This window comes from Flavobacterium enshiense, from assembly GCF_040750275.1.
In the GTDB taxonomy this organism is placed as follows: Bacteria; Bacteroidota; Bacteroidia; order Flavobacteriales; family Flavobacteriaceae; genus Flavobacterium; species Flavobacterium enshiense_B.
Map to the genome: position 1 here is coordinate 1 of NZ_JBDOCV010000022.1, position 19,965 is coordinate 19,965.

At 37.7% G+C, this 19,965-nt stretch carries 20 protein-coding genes; 14 read left to right on the forward strand and 6 right to left on the reverse strand.

Annotated features, from left to right (window positions below; all coding sequences use genetic code 11):
• Positions 1-433: 433 nt before the first annotated feature.
• Genes ABGT15_RS13825 through ABGT15_RS13835 form a run of 3 tightly spaced genes read right to left on the reverse strand, consistent with a single transcriptional unit; the run spans position 434 to position 5,148 of the window.
• Complete coding sequence (locus ABGT15_RS13825) at positions 434-904, reverse strand: hypothetical protein (RefSeq protein ID WP_367232044.1); 471 nt, start codon at positions 902-904, stop codon at positions 434-436.
• Between the two features lie 5 nt (positions 905-909).
• The gene (locus tag ABGT15_RS13830) at positions 910-2,265 is read right to left on the reverse strand and encodes a DUF5689 domain-containing protein (protein ID WP_367232045.1); all 1,356 of its coding nucleotides are present in this window, start codon (positions 2,263-2,265) and stop codon (positions 910-912) included.
• Positions 2,266-2,277: 12 nt separating this feature from the next.
• Positions 2,278-5,148: a carboxypeptidase-like regulatory domain-containing protein gene (locus ABGT15_RS13835; RefSeq protein ID WP_367232046.1), complete on the reverse strand. Its 2,871-nt coding sequence runs from the start codon at positions 5,146-5,148 to the stop codon at positions 2,278-2,280.
• A gap of 412 nt (positions 5,149-5,560) precedes the next feature.
• On the opposite strand from ABGT15_RS13835, the gene ABGT15_RS13840 reads away from it, so the two are divergent.
• The 4 genes from ABGT15_RS13840 to ABGT15_RS13855 all read left to right on the forward strand — a co-directional run bounded on the left by ABGT15_RS13840 (position 5,561) and on the right by ABGT15_RS13855 (position 9,343).
• Complete coding sequence (locus tag ABGT15_RS13840; protein WP_367232047.1) at positions 5,561-6,649, forward strand: endonuclease/exonuclease/phosphatase family protein; 1,089 nt, start codon at positions 5,561-5,563, stop codon at positions 6,647-6,649.
• A 69-nt stretch (positions 6,650-6,718) separates the two neighbouring features.
• Complete coding sequence (locus tag ABGT15_RS13845; protein ID WP_367232048.1) at positions 6,719-7,264, forward strand: 3-hydroxyanthranilate 3,4-dioxygenase; 546 nt, start codon at positions 6,719-6,721, stop codon at positions 7,262-7,264.
• Positions 7,265-7,370: 106 nt separating this feature from the next.
• On the forward strand, positions 7,371-8,921 hold the full coding sequence (gene amaB / locus ABGT15_RS13850) for an L-piperidine-6-carboxylate dehydrogenase (RefSeq protein ID WP_367232049.1): 1,551 nt from the start codon (positions 7,371-7,373) through the stop codon (positions 8,919-8,921).
• Positions 8,922-8,998: 77 nt separating this feature from the next.
• Complete coding sequence (locus ABGT15_RS13855; protein ID WP_367232050.1) at positions 8,999-9,343, forward strand: hypothetical protein; 345 nt, start codon at positions 8,999-9,001, stop codon at positions 9,341-9,343.
• Between the two features lie 44 nt (positions 9,344-9,387).
• Here ABGT15_RS13855 and ABGT15_RS13860 read toward each other — a convergent pair whose 3' ends face one another.
• From ABGT15_RS13860 to ABGT15_RS13870, 3 genes are read right to left on the reverse strand one after another with little or no spacing between them, the layout of a single operon-like run.
• On the reverse strand, positions 9,388-9,960 hold the full coding sequence (locus tag ABGT15_RS13860) for a PhnA domain-containing protein (protein ID WP_367232051.1): 573 nt from the start codon (positions 9,958-9,960) through the stop codon (positions 9,388-9,390).
• Positions 9,961-10,001: 41 nt separating this feature from the next.
• On the reverse strand, positions 10,002-10,547 hold the full coding sequence (locus ABGT15_RS13865; protein ID WP_437125372.1) for an autotransporter outer membrane beta-barrel domain-containing protein: 546 nt from the start codon (positions 10,545-10,547) through the stop codon (positions 10,002-10,004).
• A gap of 27 nt (positions 10,548-10,574) precedes the next feature.
• Positions 10,575-11,303, reverse strand: coding sequence for a metallophosphoesterase family protein (locus ABGT15_RS13870; protein ID WP_367232052.1), 729 nt, complete (start codon positions 11,301-11,303; stop codon positions 10,575-10,577).
• A gap of 159 nt (positions 11,304-11,462) precedes the next feature.
• Between ABGT15_RS13870 and ABGT15_RS13875 the strand changes: the two genes are divergently transcribed.
• The 10 genes from ABGT15_RS13875 (at position 11,463) to ABGT15_RS13920 (ending at position 19,905) form a co-directional block, all read left to right on the forward strand.
• Positions 11,463-11,684, forward strand: coding sequence for a hypothetical protein (locus ABGT15_RS13875; RefSeq protein ID WP_367232053.1), 222 nt, complete (start codon positions 11,463-11,465; stop codon positions 11,682-11,684).
• Between the two features lie 613 nt (positions 11,685-12,297).
• Positions 12,298-13,770 (forward strand): tetratricopeptide repeat-containing sensor histidine kinase, encoded by a 1,473-nt coding sequence (locus ABGT15_RS13880; RefSeq protein ID WP_367232054.1) that lies wholly within the window; start codon positions 12,298-12,300, stop codon positions 13,768-13,770.
• Between the two features lie 28 nt (positions 13,771-13,798).
• The gene (locus ABGT15_RS13885) at positions 13,799-14,458 is read left to right on the forward strand and encodes a response regulator (RefSeq protein WP_367232055.1); all 660 of its coding nucleotides are present in this window, start codon (positions 13,799-13,801) and stop codon (positions 14,456-14,458) included.
• A gap of 131 nt (positions 14,459-14,589) precedes the next feature.
• Positions 14,590-15,117: a hypothetical protein gene (locus ABGT15_RS13890; RefSeq protein ID WP_367232056.1), complete on the forward strand. Its 528-nt coding sequence runs from the start codon at positions 14,590-14,592 to the stop codon at positions 15,115-15,117.
• A gap of 11 nt (positions 15,118-15,128) precedes the next feature.
• Positions 15,129-16,265 (forward strand): aspartyl protease family protein, encoded by a 1,137-nt coding sequence (locus ABGT15_RS13895; protein WP_367232057.1) that lies wholly within the window; start codon positions 15,129-15,131, stop codon positions 16,263-16,265.
• A gap of 9 nt (positions 16,266-16,274) precedes the next feature.
• Positions 16,275-17,450: a carboxypeptidase-like regulatory domain-containing protein gene (locus ABGT15_RS13900; protein ID WP_367232058.1), complete on the forward strand. Its 1,176-nt coding sequence runs from the start codon at positions 16,275-16,277 to the stop codon at positions 17,448-17,450.
• Between the two features lie 44 nt (positions 17,451-17,494).
• A complete protein-coding gene (locus tag ABGT15_RS13905; RefSeq protein ID WP_367232059.1) occupies positions 17,495-17,689 on the forward strand; it encodes a hypothetical protein in 195 nt (64 codons plus the stop codon).
• Positions 17,656-18,216, forward strand: coding sequence for a hypothetical protein (locus ABGT15_RS13910; protein ID WP_367232060.1), 561 nt, complete (start codon positions 17,656-17,658; stop codon positions 18,214-18,216). Before ABGT15_RS13905 ends, ABGT15_RS13910 begins: the two co-directional genes overlap by 34 nt.
• A gap of 87 nt (positions 18,217-18,303) precedes the next feature.
• Positions 18,304-18,744, forward strand: a complete 441-nt coding sequence (locus ABGT15_RS13915) for a hypothetical protein (RefSeq protein WP_367232061.1) — start codon at positions 18,304-18,306, stop codon at positions 18,742-18,744.
• A 15-nt stretch (positions 18,745-18,759) separates the two neighbouring features.
• Positions 18,760-19,905 carry a hypothetical protein gene (locus ABGT15_RS13920; RefSeq protein WP_367232063.1) on the forward strand — a complete coding sequence of 382 codons (1,146 nt, stop codon included), beginning with the start codon at positions 18,760-18,762 and terminating at the stop codon, positions 19,903-19,905.
• Positions 19,906-19,965: the final 60 nt, after the last annotated feature.

Below are 19,965 nucleotides of genomic sequence, written 5' to 3' on the forward strand. Positions count from 1 at the left end.
GAAATAAACCGTATCACATAGCAAACAAAAAGCACCCATAACGGGTGCTTTTTTTATGGATAAAGAAATGGGGTTCTGAATAACAACTGATTCTTATAGCCCTGATGGGAGTGGTATCTTTTTGTTTTGTTGCACTTATGCAAAACAAAAAATAAAACGGACAGCAGGAGCCAAAAGTGTTTTGAGATGAAATGGCCCTTGCTCCTATGCCAAAAAACGTATAGCAAAGCTGAAAAGGAGTTCTTGTTGTTGCTAAAGGTTGTTTTTTTGCCGTTTAAGAGATTATTGCATGAAAACCACAAATAGTACCTGTTGGTTAGAAAAGATTTGTTAAGACGCTGAAAAGGCAGCTAATTTAAAGCGGTTACGTTTTATTGAACCCAAAAGAAAAAGCCGCTTGAAAAAGCGGCTTTTTTATCAATACAATTTCCTCTTATGGATTTTGTTTTTCTAATTTAATGAAGGTTACGTCACCAGTGGTTTCGTCTGTATAAGAGATTTCCATAGTGTCATAAGTCAACGAAATTAAATTTCTTGATGTTTCGAATTCCGTAGGAACGCCATCAACATCTTCCAAAGTAGTTAAGAATAACACTTTGTTTTCTCTTCTGTAGTCTCCTTCAATGACAGTAGCATCACAAGTTGCTCCGTTGTATTCGGAATCGGAATACGTATAAGTCATGTCTTCGTTCAACTGTAAAAAGTCTGCATCACACTCCGCATCGTTTTCGTATGGGAAATAGTTAAGGATGTTTTCATCGTCTAGTGTTCCCATTTCAACGGGTACCCATTTTCCTGCCAAATAATTAGGCTGTACAAAGGTTGCCTCATCGTCATCGTTTTCACAAGACGTGATCAGGATGGCTGCGGTTAATAAAAAAGATAGTTTTAAAATGTTTTTCATGTGTATTAGTTGTTAAAACCGTAAACTTTTACATTGTCTACTTGGAAAGCACCATCAAGCGTAGTGTCTGTCCCTGATCCTGTGAATTTGTATGCAACATAAACAGTTCCACTGAAAGCAGAAAGATCAACCGTTGAGCCTAAAAACTCATACCAAGCAGTTGCTCTTACCGGCGCATTAAAAGGAACTGATGTCCATGTTGCAGCCGCTACATTGGTTCCGTCAAAGTCGGTAGACACTAAAACTTGTAAACTGTTGTTTGGAGAATCTACGTCTAAGTGGTGTTGTGCAACATCAAATTTAAGTACTTTGTTGTCAAAAGTTCCTAAATCAATAGAAGGAGTAACCAACCAAGCTACGTTGCTCGGATTAGTTGTACCAAAAGCACTGAATTCTGCATAACCGTTGCCGGAAAATACTTCTTCTCTCCATAGTTTAGTTCCCGCCTGTGCAAAGTTAACCCAACCTGGAATGTTTAAATTCGTGTTGTCGATTGCTGTTTGGAAGTCTTCCGAGTAAATTGGTGTAGCTAAGTCGAAACGAGCATTGGTTAACATAACATCTCTTTCATAACGAGCCATGAATTGGTATGTGTCGCCAAAACGAGTGATAACCCCTCTGATGTTTCCGCTACCGCTAGGAACTTGTTTGTGCGCAAATCTTGAAAATGAACTGGTTCTGAAAACCATTTCTGTTCCGATTCTATCAGTAATTAAGTGGTTGGTTCCTGAACCTAAATCATTAGAAGATTCATAGTAATTTCCAACGATTGCTTCATCCGTAAATTGCACATTGCTTACTTCGATTAGCTTATTAAGATAACTGTCTGTATTGGTTAACAATTGCGTTAAGGTAACATGTTGTACCAAATCTTCTTCATCAACTTTTGTACATGAACTTTTCAAAGCATTTTTAGTTTGAGAAAGGGAAAGGCGCCCAACTTGAGCCACTCCTTCGTCTAAGAAAATGCCTCCAATACGAGAACCACCGTCTTTAATATCAGTATAAAGATCTTTAAGTTTGATCAATACTTTTTTACCCGGTTGGTAATCGATGTAAGAAGACGTTAATTCTGTCGGTACGCTGAAAGCTTTTGAGCCGTCCAATGTTTGGAAAGAGATTGATTTAAAGAAATTTCCCGCCTCATCACTTGAAGTTACATAGGCTTCGATTACTTCGTCTTCAGTATATTGAGCAACTTGCGTGTTAAAAGGAATTTCAGAAACTTCTTTAGTTTTTACCAAAGTAGTCTCGATACATTCTAAGTTAGGTGTATTATAATCATCACCATTTACACATCCTGTTAGAGCTGTTCCCAAGAACGTCACTAAAAGAGCAGATTTTATAATTCTTGTTTTCATATTTTTTTAAAATTAGAAGTTAATGTAAAGGTTAACGAAGTAGGTTCTTCCGTAACCGTAGAAATATTTAGGAGCAAATGCTGGATTACCACTTGATGCATCCTGATTTAACTCTCTGTAGGACGCGTTTCGGGCTTGTTCATAACCACCAGTTTTATACGTAATGTCAAACAGGTTGTTTACCGAAGCAAAGAAACCAATTAGTTGTTTACCAACTTTCCAGGATTTTCCACCCGTTAAGTTTACTAAGGTTAAGTCTTCAAATTTTTCCTGTTTTAATAATTCACGCGCTCTTGCCTCAGTAGCTTCAGGGAATGGGTTTCCGTTGATGCTCTCAGGGTTTCTGTAGAAATTATCAGTTCTTAAGATAGGTGCGATATCAATATAACGATCCGCTAAGTAGTTTACATTCGCTCCGATCCACCAGAAGTGCGGATCGCGATATTCTAATCCGAAAGACGCCGCTTTTTGAGGCATACCCGGTTGGAAATAATCTTTTAGTTTCGCTTCGCCATAGTTGGTAACCGGCGCTAAATTGGTATTCGAACCTAAAGCATCAACATTTAAGGTTACATTAGGGTTGTTGTCATAAGTGTATTCTCCGTAAGAAGCAGCAGCAGTTGCTTTGATGGTAGAAGTAATCTGATACTCAATTCCCAATTCTGCACCGATGTTTTTCTTGTCGATACCTGTTACGGTTTCTGCTACGAAGTTACTGGTTTCATCTGCAGTATCCGGATTTCCGTCGTCTACTGATACACCGTCTGCAAAGAAGAATGACGTTTCTGTAGCGTTTTCTGTTTTAGAATAGAAGGCGGTTAAACGAGCCTTTAATTTTGGCATTCTTAAAACATAACTGGCATCAGCGCTGGAAATAATTTCGTTACGCAATCCCGGTACGATATTGTTGTTTACACGTGCATTTGGAAATGTATTACGCATGGTTGGCGCTTTAGACATTCTCACTCCGTTAACACTGAACAAATGCTGACCGGTTAATTTGTAGGTCAAACCTCCTTTAAAGCCGAAGTTGTCAAATGCAATTTTTTTACTGTCTCCGAAGGAATTAGCTGGGTAGTAGCCATTTCGGTATAAACCTTCTCTTTGGTATTCGTTTCTTGAATACGACTGTGCCAAATAAAAATCGAATTTTCTGTAGGTGAATTTGAATTGCGTAAAGGCATCCGCAGCAATAGCATACAAATTGTAGTTGTAACCGTAAGTATCCCCTTCACCAACTACTCTTCCTGGGTTGTTAAGATCGGATTCCACTTGGTCTGAATTGTTGCCAAAAGTGTTGGTATCAATATAAAACTGACCCCCTAACAAATCCAAAAGATTTTTATGGTTGTGTGATTTTAAGTGTCGGAACGTTGCACCGGCGTTTAAAACAATATTGTCGGATAACTGTGAGTTCAAAATTGAGTTAGCTGTCCATTGCGTATCATCCGTTCTGTCTTCATACAATACGTATACGCTGTTTCCGCCATCGGTTTTTTTGTTCGCATCGTACATAGCGTCCCAATCTACCTGTCTTTTGTTCGGATCTAAGAAAGTAGCATCCTGAGGATCTGAAGCGCTTAACAGGTTTGGTGTAAGAATACCTCCAAGGCCTCCAGGCAAATAGGCTGAAGGGTCGTTTTGGTTTACATAACCGGCATCGTTATTGTATTGCGATAAGTAGTAACTTGGTAAATTTCTGTAGTAAGTAGGATCCGGGTTGTTTACGCCCTGAAAGTCAATACGGCTGTTTCCAACAGTACCGGTTTGAAAAGCAACATTTGTATTTAAACTGGTCTTTTCGTTTAATTTCCAGTAATGGCTTAGCATTAAGATTGGTTCCTGAACATCTTTGTCGCGGGAATTTCTCTTTTTACCGCCTTGCCAACCCCAATAAGAGTTGTATTTTACACCGGCCATGCTTGTAACTTCATCCGTGTTCGGAGAATTTTTCCCTCTGCTGTTTTGTGCATAGATGGAAGTGAAGTTCAAACTGTGTTTATCATTAATCTTTTTCTCAACACTTGCAAAAACGGAATTGGCACCGTAATCACTTCCTTCAAAATAGCCTTCTTCAGCCCATCTTCTGGATGCGGAAACTACGAAAGCCCATCCTTTGGAATTCATACCGGAAGCATGCGTTCCCATAGCTCTCCAGGAGTAATTGGTATTGGTGCCGGAGAAAGAGATTCTGCTTCCCGGTCTGTAATGTGAAGCTCTTGTGTTGATTTCCTGTGTTCCTAAAATCCCGCCGAAAGTATAATCGGAAGGAGCAGAACCCATGGTAAATTCTTGATTTCTGGTAGCATCGTTCAAACCGCCCCAGTTGCTCCATTGTGGTCTTCCGTCGTACAATTTGTTCATTACGATACCGTTAATCATGGTCGTACCGTATTCGTTGTCCAAACCACGAACTCTGAATCGTGCCTGACCCCAATTGAAAGCCGCTGCCTGCTGGTACGCATCACGGGAAGCCTGTAAAAGCCCCGAAGTACTTTCCGAACCGCTGTTGTCATCACCCAAGTCGTTTTCGGTAAGGGTAACTAAGGCCAATTGTTGCTCCGAAGTAATGTCTTCTTCCAAAACAATAACGCCAAGATCAAGCGTTTCCCCTTTTTTAATTTCAACTGCAAAAGTTTGTGAAGTGTAACCTGTGCTGCTGATTTGAACAGCCTGATTACCTTCCGTTACAAGCGGAAATACAAAAACACCTTCAAAGTTTGTCAATGTAGACTGGTTGGTGCTTTGAATTGTTGCAACAACATTTCGTAATGGTTTTTGTGTTTTAGAGTCGACAACAGTACCTTTTAAGGAAGGGTTCTGTTGGGCCCACGCAAAAACTACTTGCATTACAAACAAAGTACAAATTACAAGTTTTTTCATAGATAAGATTAAAGTTAACCCCTTGTCTATTAACAAATAAGATGACAAAGGGCGGCAAATTTACACGTTTTCATAGAACTAGCAATGCCTAACTTTGAAAATTTTGCAAAACTTAATCCTAAGATAATATAAAAAATGAAATAATCACAAATTAACCGATAAAAACAAGATTTGCAATGAGCTGAAAATCAGATTTATGTGTTAATAAAATGTAAAAAAATGAAGAATCATGTCAATATAAAAATTTATTAACCTTACAAAGGCAAACTTTTTAGATTATTATTTTACATTTGTTGCCCCAAAATTGAAAATCGAATGCTAGATTTGATTGTTTTGGCGTGATAATTGCTTGGTTGGAATTGCAGATAAATAATTGTATTTCAGCAAATAAAGGATGAAAAAAGATTTTAATATGAAAAAAAGAATTGTTTTTTTACTGATGCTTGTGTTTTCAGGGCTTTCGGTAGTGGCGCAACAGAAGAAATTTGCAGTTCATACTGTAGCGTTTTACAACATTGAAAACTTTTACGATACCATTAACGATCCTAATACATATGACGACGAATGGGTGTACTCCAAAAAGTATTTCACCCAAAAAGTCGACAATATTGCAAGGGTGTTAGCAGAATTGGGTACTGGTGAGAATCCAAATTCGCCTACAGTAATCGGATTGGCAGAGGTTGAAAACAAAAAAATGCTGGAAACCTTGGTTAAAAATCCGCGAATAGCCAGTAAAGATTACGGTATCGTACATTTCGATTCGCCAGACCGAAGAGGTATCGACTGTGCTTTTTTGTATCAGAAGAAGCATTTTCAGCCGTTAAGTTATAAGAATATCCCATTGTACATCTACGAAAAAGATACCAAGAAAGATAAAAAAGACAAAAAGGAAGAAGAAGAAGAGAAGGAAGAAAATGTAAACTTAGACAAAACCACTAAAAGGATTTATACCCGAGATCAGATTCTAATGAGTGGAATGCTGGATGGTGAAGAAGTTCATTTTATAGTAAACCACTGGCCTTCCCGAAGAGGAGGCGAGAAAATCAGCAGTAATTTACGTGAGATGGCAGCGGCGCTTAACGTGAGAATTATCGATTCCCTTCAGAAAATCAACCCTAATGCCAAAGTAATGACGATGGGCGATTTGAATGACGGCCCTTTCAATAACAGTATCAAAAAAGTGTTGAACGCAAAAGGGAAAAAAGAAGAAGTAAAACCTTTAGGCATGTACAATCCGATGGAAAAAATGGCCAACAAAGGAAATGGCACGTTAGCCTATCGTGATGCCTGGGATATTTTTGACCAGATTATTATTACTGAGCCCTTACTTCAAACGGATTATTCGTCATGGAGGTATTGGAAAGCCGGTATTTACAACAAGCCTTTCATGATTCAGACAACAGGGCAGTACAAAGGATATGGACTCCGAAACTCGGCTACAGAACCCGGTTTCAGCGATCACTTTCCGGTATACATTTACCTGATTAAAGAAGCAAAATAATATTTTAAGGTCGGCAGCAAGCCGGCCTTTTTTATTTTTGTAAATTAGCGAGGCATAAAAAATTGAATCATGGCTATTTCAAAACCCTTCAACCTTACCCAATGGATTGAAGACAACCGTCACCTGTTAAAACCACCGGTAGGAAACAAAAACCTTTATGTGGATTCCGACGACTATATCGTGATGATAGTGGCGGGGCCTAATGCCCGAAAAGATTATCATTACAACGAAACGGAAGAACTGTTTTACCAATTGGAAGGCACTATCAAAGTAATCATTCAAGAAGGCGGCGAGCGAAAAGAAATGGAACTCAAAGCCGGTGACATGTACCTGCATCCGGCGCGTGTCCCACATTCCCCGGTGCGCACGGAAGGTTCTGTCGGATTAGTAATCGAACGAAAAAGAGCCGGGAAAGGCTATACTGACGGTTTGTTGTGGCACTGTGAAAACTGTAATCACAAACTGTATGAAGTCTATTTTGAATTGCACGATATCGAAAACGACTTTCTGCCTCATTTTCAGCACTTTTACAATTCTGAGGATTTGCGAACCTGTATCGAATGTGGTACCGTGATGGAAAGCGATTCACGCTTCACAGCAAAATACGAAAGCTAATCTTTTGATTTTCTTTGTGTTAGTTTTAACGCAGCAACATGTTACCGATTTAACAAAAATGAGTAACTTTGCATAAATTTATAAAAAAACGAATTAAACTATACTAATGACAGCAACCGCAGTAGACCAATTTGGTATTCAGGAAGCCTTACAGCAATTAGGCTTAAAAGAAATAAATGAAGGAGCATCAACCGGTAAAAACTGGTTCTCTAACGGAAAAATCATCGAATCGTATTCTCCGGCAACGGGTGAATTGATCGGGAAAGTAAAATCCGCTACAAAAGAAGATTATGAAAAAGCCATGAGCGCTGCAGAAGAAGCGTTCAAAACGTGGCGTTTGGTTCCGGCTCCAAAACGTGGTGAAATCGTTCGCCAAATGGGTGAGGAATTAAGAAAAAATAAAGAAGCACTTGGGAAATTGGTTTCCTTTGAAATGGGAAAATCGTACCAAGAAGGTTTAGGAGAAGTTCAGGAGATGATCGATATCTGTGATTTCGCAGTAGGTCTTTCCCGTCAGTTACACGGTTTAACGATGCACTCGGAGCGTCCAATGCACAGAATGTACGAGCAATGGCATCCGTTTGGAGTAGTAGGAATCATTTCTGCGTTCAACTTCCCGGTAGCTGTTTGGTCTTGGAACTCCATGTTAGCTTGGATTTGTGGTGACGTTTGTATCTGGAAACCAAGTTCAAAAACACCTTTGTGTGGGGTTGCATGTCAAAACATTATCCAAACCGTATTAGAAAGAAATAATTTACCGGAAGGAATCAGCTGTTTAGTAGTGGGTAATGAATCCGGAGATTTGATTAACAACGACAAACGTATTCCATTGGTATCGTTTACAGGTTCTACAAGAATCGGTCGTCACGTATCCCAAGTAGTAGCTTCCCGTTTCGGAAACACTATTTTGGAGTTAGGTGGAAACAACGCCATCATCGTTTCAGAAAACTCAGACCTTTCTATGGTATTGGTAGGAGCGGTGTTCGGAGCAGTAGGTACGGCTGGACAACGTTGTACATCAACCCGTCGTTTAATCGTTCACGATAGCGTGTATGACAAAACGTTAGAAGTGTTGAAAAATGCTTACGGTCAGTTGAAAATCGGAAACCCATTAGACGAGAGAAATCACGTTGGACCACTTATCGATAAAGGTGCTGTTCAGGATTACTTAAACGCTATCGAAAAAGCTAAGGCTGAAGGCGGAAGAGTGATCGTTGAAGGTGGTGTTTTAGAAGGAGAAGGTTACGAAAGCGGCTGTTACGTAAGACCATGTATCATCGAAGCGAAAAACGAATTTGAAATCGTACAGCACGAAACGTTTGCACCGGTATTGTATGTAATGAAATACAGCACAATCGAAGAAGCAATTGCGATCCAAAACGGTGTGCCGCAAGGTTTGTCATCATCGATCTTTACCAACAACATGAGAGAAATGGAATTGTTCCTTTCAGCTGCCGGTTCGGATTGTGGTATCGCTAACGTAAACATCGGAACGTCCGGTGCGGAAATCGGTGGGGCTTTCGGTGGTGAGAAAGAAACCGGTGGTGGCCGTGAGTCAGGATCCGATGCATGGAAAGCCTACATGAGAAGACAAACCAATACGATTAACTACGGTACAGCGTTGCCGTTGGCACAGGGAATTAAATTTGATTTTTAATATCATTTTGAATACTGAAAAAACCGACTTAAAAGTCGGTTTTCTTATATAATTTTAGATTGAAAATAATTTTAGAGATGAAAAAAGTTTTATTGCTTTTAATGCTCGTTCCGTTGATTACAGCAACCCAATGCGCCAAGGAGGCCACTTTCGGGTTAAATGTAGCTGTTCATGACGCAGTTTCAAACAAAATCTTAACAGAAGGCGTTGTAGTAGTTGCAACAGAAGGGGATTATTCGGAACAGCTTGAAGATTTTGGTGGGAACGGAGCGTTTTCGGGAGCAATAGAACGAGAAGGAATTTATGTACTGAGGGTTTCAAAATTGGGGTATCAAACCTATACTTCTAAAGCCATAAAGGTTGAAACCGATGGATCTCAGGTGATTCCGAAAAATATCATTGTACGGCTTATGCCAAAATAAAAACCCGATTCACTGAATCGGGTTTTTTATGGTGTAAATCAAGATTACTTTGTCTTCTTCACATACTGCGTCAAAATCACAATATGCTGGCCTTCCACTCGTCCTTCAATCTGTTCGGCGTTGTCCCAAACCAGTTTGATGTTGTGCACTGCTGCGCCGCGTTTCGCCGTAAAATTAGCGCCTTTCACGTCCAAATCTTTAATCAGTACGACAGAATCGCCGTCAAATAAAATATTACCGTTGGAGTCTTTATGGACGATTTTACCTTCACCATCGTCGCCTTCACCGGTCGCTTTGGCCCATTCCAATGCTTCTTCGTCCAAATACATCATTTCCAGTAAATCGTTCTTTTTCAAACGGGTTAGCATGCGCCAAGACACGATTTGAACCGGCAAATGCTCGTTCCACATGCTGTCGGAAAGACAGTGCCAGTGGTTAGTGTCGGTCGTTTCGGGGTTTTCAATTTGTCCTACACAGGTTTTACAGGCTAAGATGCTTGTTTCCAAACTCTCTTTGTTGTCTGGCGGAAGATTGTAAACCTGTAAATCATGCGGATTGCCGCACAATTCGCATTTGGAATCGCTGCGGTCTTTTAGTTTTTTTTCAATTACACTCATTTTTCTTTGAATTATCGGGATGGTTTATAAAAAATCAAATATTAAAAACGGTAGCCAATGCTGAAGCCAGCGTTGATTTCAATTGCTATGAACTTGTCGTTGACGTCTTCGCTGAAGTTGCGGGCAATGCTGGCATACGGGCCGATGGCAAATTTGTCGTTCCATACCCATTTGTAACCGGTGCCCAATCCTAAAATAAAACTGTCCATGTCGGTTTTTGTCTTGACTTCAATTCCTTCGATGTTTTTGGTTTCTTCAAAATCGCCAAAACGGTATTTTACAAAAGGATACATATAATAACCCGAAGCACTTTTTCCCTGCCCCCCGAAATAGAAATTGTACGAAGCCAACACACTGTTGGTGTTGAATTTCTCGCCGCTTTTTTCTAGGAAATAGGCGAACTGATCGTTGATTAGGATTTCCGCACCTATGGATTGGTTGTCGTCGATAAAATGTTCGTACCCTACTTCTACGGAAGCTAACGCGATGGTGTTCAGGATGTTGATTTTGGCTTCGTTTTTAGTTTGCCCTTTTACGGTTATTCCGGCAAAAAGAACAAAAGCGGTAAGAACGATTCTCTTTATCATGGTAGTAATTTTTTACAAATATACGGATTAGTTGCGACCGGGCTCATCCGGATAGAGTTCCGGAAGGGGTTTGCTTTGCCAGAATTCTTTGGTGTCCACATCCATAATGGTCAGTCTTCCCTTGAAAGCGGCACCGGTATCCACATTCCAGACATTGGCGCGATTTACCGGAACCGAATATCCGATTCGGGTAACGGGCGTATGTCCGATGAAAATTTCTTCATATAACGATAAGCGTTTCGGGTAGAACAAATCTTTTTTGGAAAGGGTTTTATCCATGGCCAGTGCGGCTTCCCACAAGGTGCGATCCCAGCAATACATGCCTTTGAAATATTCGAACTCGACTCCTTTCTGGTTGGTGAAGCCGGCGTGAACAAACAAACGGTTGTTGGTATCGAGGTGATAATCGTTCAGACGGGCCAGAAATTCGATGTGTCGGCCTTTGATTTCCTCATGAACTGCTTGATAAACATCAACGGTAGATTGCCCGCCGTGACGACGCCATTCTTCATTGTCTTCTCCTTCGGAAAGCCATCGCAATACCATTTCTTCATGGTTGCCGCGAATGAAAATGCAATCATGCGTTTTATCCAGTGCAATTAAGTAATCGACTACGTGCGGGGTATCGTTCCAGCCGTCTACAAAGTCACCCAGAAAGATGAGTTTGTCGTTGGGGGTAACCCGTGCTCTTTCGAGTACTTGTTCGAGGGCTTTTAATCCGCCGTGTATATCACCGATTACTAAGGTTCTGTTCATGGGATGCTGTGAATTTTAGTCAAATTTCCTAAAAAAAATTGGGATTTTCAAACGGTTTACAATGTTTAAATATTTAACATTTTTTGATAAAAATCCACAAAAAGAAGGTTTTGTGTTAAAATAGTTTTGCGGCATAATCAACCAATTAAAACTAATGTCATGAAAACTTGCAAAATTTTACTTGTCACAACAGCTGTATTGTTTTTATTCGCCTCTTGTTCCACAAATGACGATTTACAGAACGAAACATATATTATAAGTAATCCGACCCAATTTGATGTTGCGACAATGATGAAAGACTCAACGTCTAACAACAGTTCTACGGTAAATAATGATTCGATTTCTGAATATGAGCCACCATTTATAAGACCTATAAGATGATAATGTTTGTTTTTGTGTAGGTTTTGGATTACTTTTGGCAAATATTTTATATGTTTTGAAAAAAGTAATCTTTTTCCTGTTTTTAATTAGTATTTTTTTAGCTTGTGAAAATGAGAATACCAGTCTTTCGACTGATGAGAAGGACGAGTTGAATTTATTACTTATTAGAGCGAATGATTTTAAGTATTCTAAGAAAGAAAGGCTTTTTTTTAACGATCGGGCATTTTCAATTTTAAAACAAAGGAAAGATTCTACCTCGTTAAATTATTTGTTTAAGATTGCTGATGGGTTTTATAATGCAGAGGAGAACCGTAGTTATTTTAATATTTCTAAAAATATTCTAAAAATATCTATTGAAAAAAAAGACTCTATAAATATTGCAAAGGCGTTTAATTATATAGGTGATTACTATTATTACGGATATAAGTATGACAGTGCTTATTGTTATTATGCAAAAGTCGAAAAGATTCAAAGCCAATTAAAGAGTCCTTTTGTAAACGAAAGGTTGTGGTTCAATAAGGCAAGTATTCTTCTATTTGAAAAAAATTTTTCACAAGCAGAGGTGGAATTTACCAAGATGTTGAGAAATGTGAAGTCAAATAAAAATGAAAGAATGATTTATGAGTGTTATTTAGCCTTAGGTCTGTCATTGAGGGGAATGAATAATAATCAAGGCGCAATAGAATATTACAATAAGGCTTTAAAACAAACCGAAAAACTAAAAAATGACAAACAATATAAACTGTTGAGAGCGCAACCGTTTAATTATATTGCTATTGCTTTGCAAAAAGAAGGAGATTTTTCTAAAGCATATCTTAACTCTAAAAAAGCATTAAGTATAGACCAGTTCAAAGATTATGATCCTACTTTTTATTGTTATTTGATAAACACTTACAGTTACTCAAAGTTTATTTTAGGAGATGAAACTTGTTTAAAGGACTTTTATGAGACTTTAAAATTAGGAGATAGTTTAGCCAATATTCATATTCAACTTAATTCAAAAATAAATCTATCAGAATACTTCCTTAAAAAAAATGATAGCAGTAAAGCTGAGATCTATTCAAAAGATGTTCTGACTTTATCAAGCAATAATAAGATCTTCGAAGACAAATTAAAAGCTCTAGAACTCCTTGCAAAGATAGACCCAAAAAACAGTCAAACCTACAACCAACGCTACATCACTCTAAACGACAGCCTCCAAAACGTAGAACGTGCCACCCGAAACAAATTCGCCCGGATCGAATTCGAAACCGATGAAATTACCAACGAGAAAAAAGTAGTGGAAGCGGAAAATGAACGCATTTCGATGCAACTTTTGGTGATTTTAGTCTTCAGTCTTTTTCTGCTTCTTGCTTTGGTGTTGTTGGTTATGGTGAGTAAGCAACGAGCCCGTAATAAAGAATTGCAACTCATTCAACAGCAACAGCAAGCCAATGCCGAAATTTATCAGCTCATGTTGGATCAACAGCAAAAAATTGAAGAGGGCAAACAAATGGAAAAACAACGTATTTCCAAAGAACTTCATGATGGGGTTATGGGTAAGTTAACCGCTGTTCGCTTGAACCTTTTTGTGTTAAGCAAGAAAAATGATCCCGAAACCATTGCCCGCTGCTTGGAACATGTGAATGAAATCCAAAACATTGAAAAAGAAATCCGTAAAATTTCTCATGATTTGAGCCATAATGTTTTTGCGGAACAATCAGACTTCATGCTTATGGTTACCAATTTGGTGGAAAACATTAAAGAACATTCCCCGATAAATTTCAGAATTGCAACCGACGAAACCATCGATTGGAATGTGTTAGGGAGTTTAGTGAAAATGCAGGTTTACCGCATCCTTCAGGAATCTTTGCAGAATGTTGAGAAATACGCGCATGCCCACAACGTATCCATCACGATGTTTAAAAACAATGACACTATAGAAGTTGCCATTACAGATGACGGCGTTGGTTTCAATGTTGAGGCAAATAAACCGGGAATTGGACATAGAAATATGAAAGAACGTGCGGCGGAAATTAGAAGCAATCTTGAAATTACTTCCCAAAAAGGAAATGGAACTAAAATAATGTTGAAAATTCCGACATAAATTAATATTTTTGTGCGAAATTTCACAAATGACAGTTAAAATTCTTTTTGTAGACGATCATCCTTCCCAAATCCTCGGCTACAAAACTATCTTAACCTACAACCATCAGAACTTGGAGGTCGAATCTAGAGAATGCTACAATTGCAAAGCGGCATTTGAGGTAATCACGCAATCCAATTCTTCGGACTTCGAGGTTGTTTTTTTGGACAGAAGCATGCCTCCCTATGAAGAGCAGGGTATTTTTTCCGGTGAAGACTTGGCCTTACTTGTAAAAAAACATTTGCCTGAGGCTAAAATCATTATGCTTACTTCCCATGCCGAATCCTTTATTCTCTATGATATAGTGAAAAAAGTATCCCCATCAGGGTTGCTGATCAAGAGTGATTTTAACGGCGATGAATTGCTAATTGCATTCGATACGGTTTTAAAAGGGGAAACCCACTATAGTGAAACAGTAACCAAAGCAATGAAGGAATTGCTTTCAAGGGAAGAGTATCTGGATAGTGTCAACCGTCAGATTATCATCCTGATCTCACAAGGGTTTAAAACCAAAACCATAGCCAACGAAGTCAACCTTACGGAAAGTGCGGTGGAAAAGCGCAAGGCCAAGATAAAGGATTACTTCTGTATTGATAAAGGTAACGACGAAGACATCATCCGTGAAGCCAAGAAATTGGGATTCATCTGATTTTAACATTAATTGCGGATAAACCTCAATTCTAACTTTTTTGGTCCAACTACTTTTACCATATCAAATTACTGCAGACAATTTGAAATATAAAAAGTAAAGTATTAATCATTAAAAGTTAGAATTAAAAAATGAAAAAATTATTATTTGGGTTTGTTGTTTTGTTGGGAATGAGTGTAAATGCAAAAGAAGGAAATGAAGAATATATCAGATCAGAATTTGCAAAAAGTACAATAAGTTTTGTTGAAAGTGTTAGACCGGCTTATTCTAAAGGGATTACGTTTGAGACCTTTAAATCAAAAATACTTACTGACGAAAAAGGATTAACAGTTCAGGGGAATAATTTGTTAAAAAGTGCATATGGTTTTTTACAAAATGGAGCAAGTCAAGAGGAGATTTTAGGTAAAGGCAACGTTAAACCTATGATGGAGGCCTTTCTGTTTGTTAAAGATTTTAATGATAAGAATAAATCAGATAAAGGGGATTTAGTTTTGTTCGGCATGACTAGCGGTGATGATACTAATTTAAAAGTGGCTTATAGAGATTGCAGATGGTATCAGGTTTTTTGTCATTTGGCAAATTTTTGGGATTGGTTAGTTGATAATGTTGATGAGATAATTATGGTGTACGATACTTATTGTAAAATTTTTCCATGCTAATTGATCTTAGCATGAAAGGAAAGATTCTCTTCTTATCAGTTTTTGTTTTTTTTACCAATTGTAAATCATATAGAGATTTTCTAAAGATTGACAAAGAGTATGTGACTAACGTTCCGGATAAACTTAACGACGGAAGGATAGTTAACGGTAGAATAGAAGGAAAAAATGTAAGCTTATTATTCGATACAGGGGCTACAAAATCCGTTTTGTTTAATTTTGATGTTATAGGAAGAGAATCTATTCTTAAAAAAAGTAATGGCGGAATTTTTGTAAAAGGGGCGTCAGGCAGGATTTTTATTAGAAAATACGTGACAGATTCCATAGTGTTTAACAGTTTTAGGTCGTTATACCAACCCTTGTTGTTGATTGATAATGATGTTAATCACAATTGCAATAAAAATTATAACTATGATGGACTTTTAGGTATTGATGCTTTCTTTGAAAATGACAACTTACTGTTACTCGATCATGAAAAGGGAGAATTAAAGATAGTTGTTGAGAAAAACGAAGACTACATGCCAATTGATTGTGAATTTGGTAAAAAATCAATTTACATAAAAGGAGAAATAGGGAAAGAGAAAAAGTTATTTCTTTTCGATACCGGTGCAGATGTGTCGATTTTAATTAACAAAGTGAATGACAAATTTCCTGTTTTAGAGGAAGTCGAAATGTTAGTTAGTACTATAAATAATAATAGGGATTTCAAAGTTTCCAAAACTATTTTTTATCAGTTAGACCTTGTAAACATTGGAGGACTTAATATTGAAAATCCTTTAATATCATGCGTTTCAACAATGAATCAAAATCTGGTTGGCTATAATTTTATAAAAAAATACAATTGGATAATTGATTTTAAAAACAAGAAGTTATATGCCAAGGGAAATAGTAATCTAAAGTCGGGACTTAATGAAGAGGCCCTTAAAGCCATTGGTTCCAAAGCTGTTGAAATTAATGGTAAATTAATAATAGTTTACAAAAATATTTCTCAAAAAATATATTCTGTTGGAGACGAAATTATCATGGTCAATGATAAGAAAGTAACGCCAGAGAACATTTGTGAGATACAAAAAATTCTCAATGAGTCAAATTGGGAGACACTTAGCATCGAAACAAAATCACAACAATTGATTTCGGAAAAAAAGATCTAATAAGACACAATGAAAACCTTCCTAATCCTTTGTCTGCTGTTTCTTTCCATGTCATCCTTTGCGGCACCAAGAGTAGTAAACGGCATCATCAAAGACGCTACCACAATGCTTCCCATCGAAAGCGTTTCCATTAGGGTTCAGAATTCGAATTTGGGAACCATTTCCAATTCAGAAGGGGAATTCCGGTTGGTATTTTCCGATGATTTGAATACTATACAATTCAGTCATCTAAATTACCATGTCTATGCCTATGCACTAAAAACAGGCGAAACCGAAGTGGAGATTTTTTTAGAGCCAAAATCCTTCCAGCTTTCCGAAGTTGTTATCAGGTCAAAGCCGGTAAAAGAGCTACTGTCGGATGCGGTTAAAAGTTCTAAAGAGAAACTGGAAAAATCAATAGTGCTCAACACCTATTACAGGGAGTTTGTAAGAATAAATGAAACCTATAGCAGTTTTTCCGACGGATTACTGGATTACAACATAAAAAGGAAAAGCGGTGCCTCGGATTTGTATGTGAATCAAAGCCGTGCCTTTAAACTGACGGATACACCTTCAGATGAAAGGGAAAAAAATCGGGGAGCCTTTTACCTTTACGATGTTAGGGATGCTGTTGAACAAGCTTATAACTTTAAACATGTAAATCGTATTTTAAACAGTAAAAGTTATGATTTTGAGATTGAAACGAAAACGGATGATAAGGGTAATTCGCTTGAAATCGTTTCCATACTTCCTAAAGAAGGTTTGGAATTACCGTTGTATATAGGGACAGTCGTATTTGATGCCAAGACCAAACTGATTCTGGAAATTGATGTAAAAATATCACCCAAGCACAAGATTTATGCCTTTGATGTGGATATTGCTTTTCTCCGTTTTAAAATGTATGAAGACAGCAGAAAGGCCAGTTACAGAATTGATGGTGAAAAGTATATCTTAGTTTACAATCAGAATAAGTTAAATGCTTATGTCAATTTCAAGGGGAAATTCGACGACACCTTCGAATTCATGAGTGACATGGTCGTTTCCGATTACAAAGAAGGCGAATTTGATTTCGATCGCAGTAAACGCCACAAAGAGAGAAGCCTGTTCAGTGCCGGGAATCATTTTACGGAAGAGTATTGGAAGACGAAAAATATTATTTTACTTACGGAAGAAGAACAAAAAGTGATTGATACCCTGAATAAATGATTTTAGATAGAACTGCTAGTTTAGAATTCATTTTAAACTTAATCATGAAAAAATTAATCTTATTGTTTTTAATTGCAAGCTGTTGCAGTTGTAAAATGGCCAATAGAACCGTACTTGGAGTTGATACCTCACCAGAATGGTTAAGCAACACAGAAATTGTAAAAGAATTTAATAAGAGAAAATACCAGATGCGAATCGTTTCGTTTTGGATACCGCTTCTTTTCGGAAATCAGTATTAAAAAATTATGCGCAGGAATTAAAAAAATTAGATTTATCTAATTCCAAAGATTCCGTTTACAAATCAAAACTGAAAAAAATAGTAAAAGATGATTCACAACCTGTTCAGGTTAGGTACTTCGACGCCAATTACAATCAGATCTTCAAGTTGGTAAATTGCTATATTGATAATCCTTTCACGATGAGTTGGAATGTTAATGGCTGCTTTAAAGCATTTCCTCCTAAGATTGATATTGAAGACTTAAATAATGATGAGAAAACTTTAGACTTCTTTTTGGCACATATTTACGACATAGATGGAAAAAGAAGTAGTTTAAAAGCATTGCCCAAAGCAGACTATTATGTAATTGTTTTTTGGAATTCATTTTTTAAAAGACCATCAAGGAAGTTGATTCGTAAAATAAAAGATTACAGTAATAAACATAAAGGTAAAAGTATCTACACTATGTATGTGAATAATCAGAATGCAGAAATTTGGTCACATGTAGATTCAGTTCAAAAAAGAGAAATCTTAAACGAAATCAAATAGAATTTCCGATTGAAAGTAATTTGATTAAAGTAGGATTTTCAACCCCAATTCAATCGTAAAACCAGCGTAGTACAAAAAAACAACCGAATGAAAACCAAATATTTATGGGTAACCTTGTTGTTGCCCGCACTTTCTTTTGCCCAAACGGAAGCTAAACAGCTGGAGGTCGACATCAGGGGGAGAAGCTGTTCTGGAGGGTTAGGGCTTTGCAGCACAGTATCAGAAACCAGTAAAACTACGATGAAGAATTTTAATGTAATCAGGCAAGGTGCCAATGTCATGCTGCTTCAGATTGAACCGGCAAAATTATCCGTCGAGGAGCAAAAATTGTTTTTTGGAAAAGAATACGACAAAATAGGGCCGAATGAAACCCTTGAATTTATTCAGGATGAGGATTTTCTCTTCGAGGAGAACACCTTGCTGTATTTGGGTTTTGACTGCAAATACCAACTTTTGAAAAAAGGAAAGTACCTCTTGGAAATAACCCAAGACCAACTAACAGTTACCCTTACACTTTCAGAAAGATAACCAATCGGAATTACAATGAAACGATCACTCTACCTGTTGTTTTTTGTCTTTGCCTATTTCGTTCAAGGCAGTCATGCCGCCACTTTCCCAGATTTACAAAAGGAACCTGATGAAGTGATGGGTGAACTGCATCGTGAAATCATCAAGATTCTGAAAGCCTCTGAAGAGAAATATCAGACACTTAACAAACAAAGAATCTTCATTTCGCATCAGCTGCGTCTGGAGAACAATCTGGAACACAAAGTGACCTTACTGATGCAGAAAGACGCTATCAACGACAAAATAAAAATCCTGCAATGGGAAACCAACAGTGAAATTTCCAAGATCCGGTATCTGAAAGGATTGCAAATTATCAAAACCTTGTATGAAAAAGTATTGAGTCTGGACCATCATTTTGCTTCGGTACGCACGCTGAACGAAATCAATAAAATTTCAAATCCCAACCAGTATCCCGAATACGGCAAGTTAAAAGAAATCGTAAACGCCAAGAAAGACAAAAAAGCAAGCCTTGATTTAACTTCCTTATTGGGCGCCAATGCCATCGTATCAGTGGTCCAGACCTTTACTAACATGATTGGTTCTGCACTGACCAAAGAGGAAAAAGAAAAAGAACTTAAAAATGTGGAATGCATTCTGGATTTTACGTTGAGAATGCAAAACGACCTGAATACCATCTACTTTGAAACCGCCTTTTTGCAAACCAGTAACGACAAAATCAAGCAGGAAATTGAAGTGCTTTTTAAAGATTACACCAAGCCGATTGGCTACATTGCTTCCTTGGAAAATTGCCGTACCAATGACGATTGGGAAACCATAACCCAAAAAATGGAAGACTATCTCGTTAAGATGAAAACCGCAACGGGCACTTCGCAGTATAAAATGCAGGTTAACATGGAATTTCCCATTGATCGGTTGCTGCAGTTCATTAACCAGTACAATAATTTTATCGATCAGGGCGGGAAGTTTTATGAAAAATTCAAGATTATTCTCAACAGTTATGAACACGAACAACAATGCGAAACCAAGCTGCCGTTAGAATACAAAAAACTGAAATCGGATATCGATGTGGCCATCAACAAATTCAATGTAGCCTACAAACCGGTGGAAGTGAACGGAACGAAAATGAAAGAAATCCTATACGGACTGAACGAATTCGATTAACATGATTGCATTCACCATAGATTTTACACTTTTGCTGTTGGAAACGGTTTTACAGGGTCT

Excerpts from the sequence above, each read along its gene's own strand:
- ABGT15_RS13825 (WP_367232044.1), bottom strand. The coding sequence starts at position 904 with ATGAAAAACATTTTAAAACTATCTTTTTTATTAACCGCAGCCATCCTG.
- ABGT15_RS13830 (WP_367232045.1), bottom strand. The coding sequence starts at position 2,265 with ATGAAAACAAGAATTATAAAATCTGCTCTTTTAGTGACGTTCTTGGGA.
- ABGT15_RS13835 (WP_367232046.1), bottom strand. The coding sequence starts at position 5,148 with ATGAAAAAACTTGTAATTTGTACTTTGTTTGTAATGCAAGTAGTTTTT.
- ABGT15_RS13840 (WP_367232047.1), top strand. The coding sequence starts at position 5,561 with ATGAAAAAAAGAATTGTTTTTTTACTGATGCTTGTGTTTTCAGGGCTT.
- ABGT15_RS13845 (WP_367232048.1), top strand. The coding sequence starts at position 6,719 with ATGGCTATTTCAAAACCCTTCAACCTTACCCAATGGATTGAAGACAAC.
- amaB (WP_367232049.1), top strand. The coding sequence starts at position 7,371 with ATGACAGCAACCGCAGTAGACCAATTTGGTATTCAGGAAGCCTTACAG.
- ABGT15_RS13855 (WP_367232050.1), top strand. The coding sequence starts at position 8,999 with ATGAAAAAAGTTTTATTGCTTTTAATGCTCGTTCCGTTGATTACAGCA.
- ABGT15_RS13860 (WP_367232051.1), bottom strand. The coding sequence starts at position 9,960 with ATGAGTGTAATTGAAAAAAAACTAAAAGACCGCAGCGATTCCAAATGC.
- ABGT15_RS13865 (WP_437125372.1), bottom strand. The coding sequence starts at position 10,547 with ATGATAAAGAGAATCGTTCTTACCGCTTTTGTTCTTTTTGCCGGAATA.
- ABGT15_RS13870 (WP_367232052.1), bottom strand. The coding sequence starts at position 11,303 with ATGAACAGAACCTTAGTAATCGGTGATATACACGGCGGATTAAAAGCC.
- ABGT15_RS13875 (WP_367232053.1), top strand. The coding sequence starts at position 11,463 with ATGAAAACTTGCAAAATTTTACTTGTCACAACAGCTGTATTGTTTTTA.
- ABGT15_RS13880 (WP_367232054.1), top strand. The coding sequence starts at position 12,298 with ATGATTTATGAGTGTTATTTAGCCTTAGGTCTGTCATTGAGGGGAATG.
- ABGT15_RS13885 (WP_367232055.1), top strand. The coding sequence starts at position 13,799 with ATGACAGTTAAAATTCTTTTTGTAGACGATCATCCTTCCCAAATCCTC.
- ABGT15_RS13890 (WP_367232056.1), top strand. The coding sequence starts at position 14,590 with ATGAAAAAATTATTATTTGGGTTTGTTGTTTTGTTGGGAATGAGTGTA.
- ABGT15_RS13895 (WP_367232057.1), top strand. The coding sequence starts at position 15,129 with ATGAAAGGAAAGATTCTCTTCTTATCAGTTTTTGTTTTTTTTACCAAT.
- ABGT15_RS13900 (WP_367232058.1), top strand. The coding sequence starts at position 16,275 with ATGAAAACCTTCCTAATCCTTTGTCTGCTGTTTCTTTCCATGTCATCC.
- ABGT15_RS13905 (WP_367232059.1), top strand. The coding sequence starts at position 17,495 with ATGAAAAAATTAATCTTATTGTTTTTAATTGCAAGCTGTTGCAGTTGT.
- ABGT15_RS13915 (WP_367232061.1), top strand. The coding sequence starts at position 18,304 with ATGAAAACCAAATATTTATGGGTAACCTTGTTGTTGCCCGCACTTTCT.
- ABGT15_RS13920 (WP_367232063.1), top strand. The coding sequence starts at position 18,760 with ATGAAACGATCACTCTACCTGTTGTTTTTTGTCTTTGCCTATTTCGTT.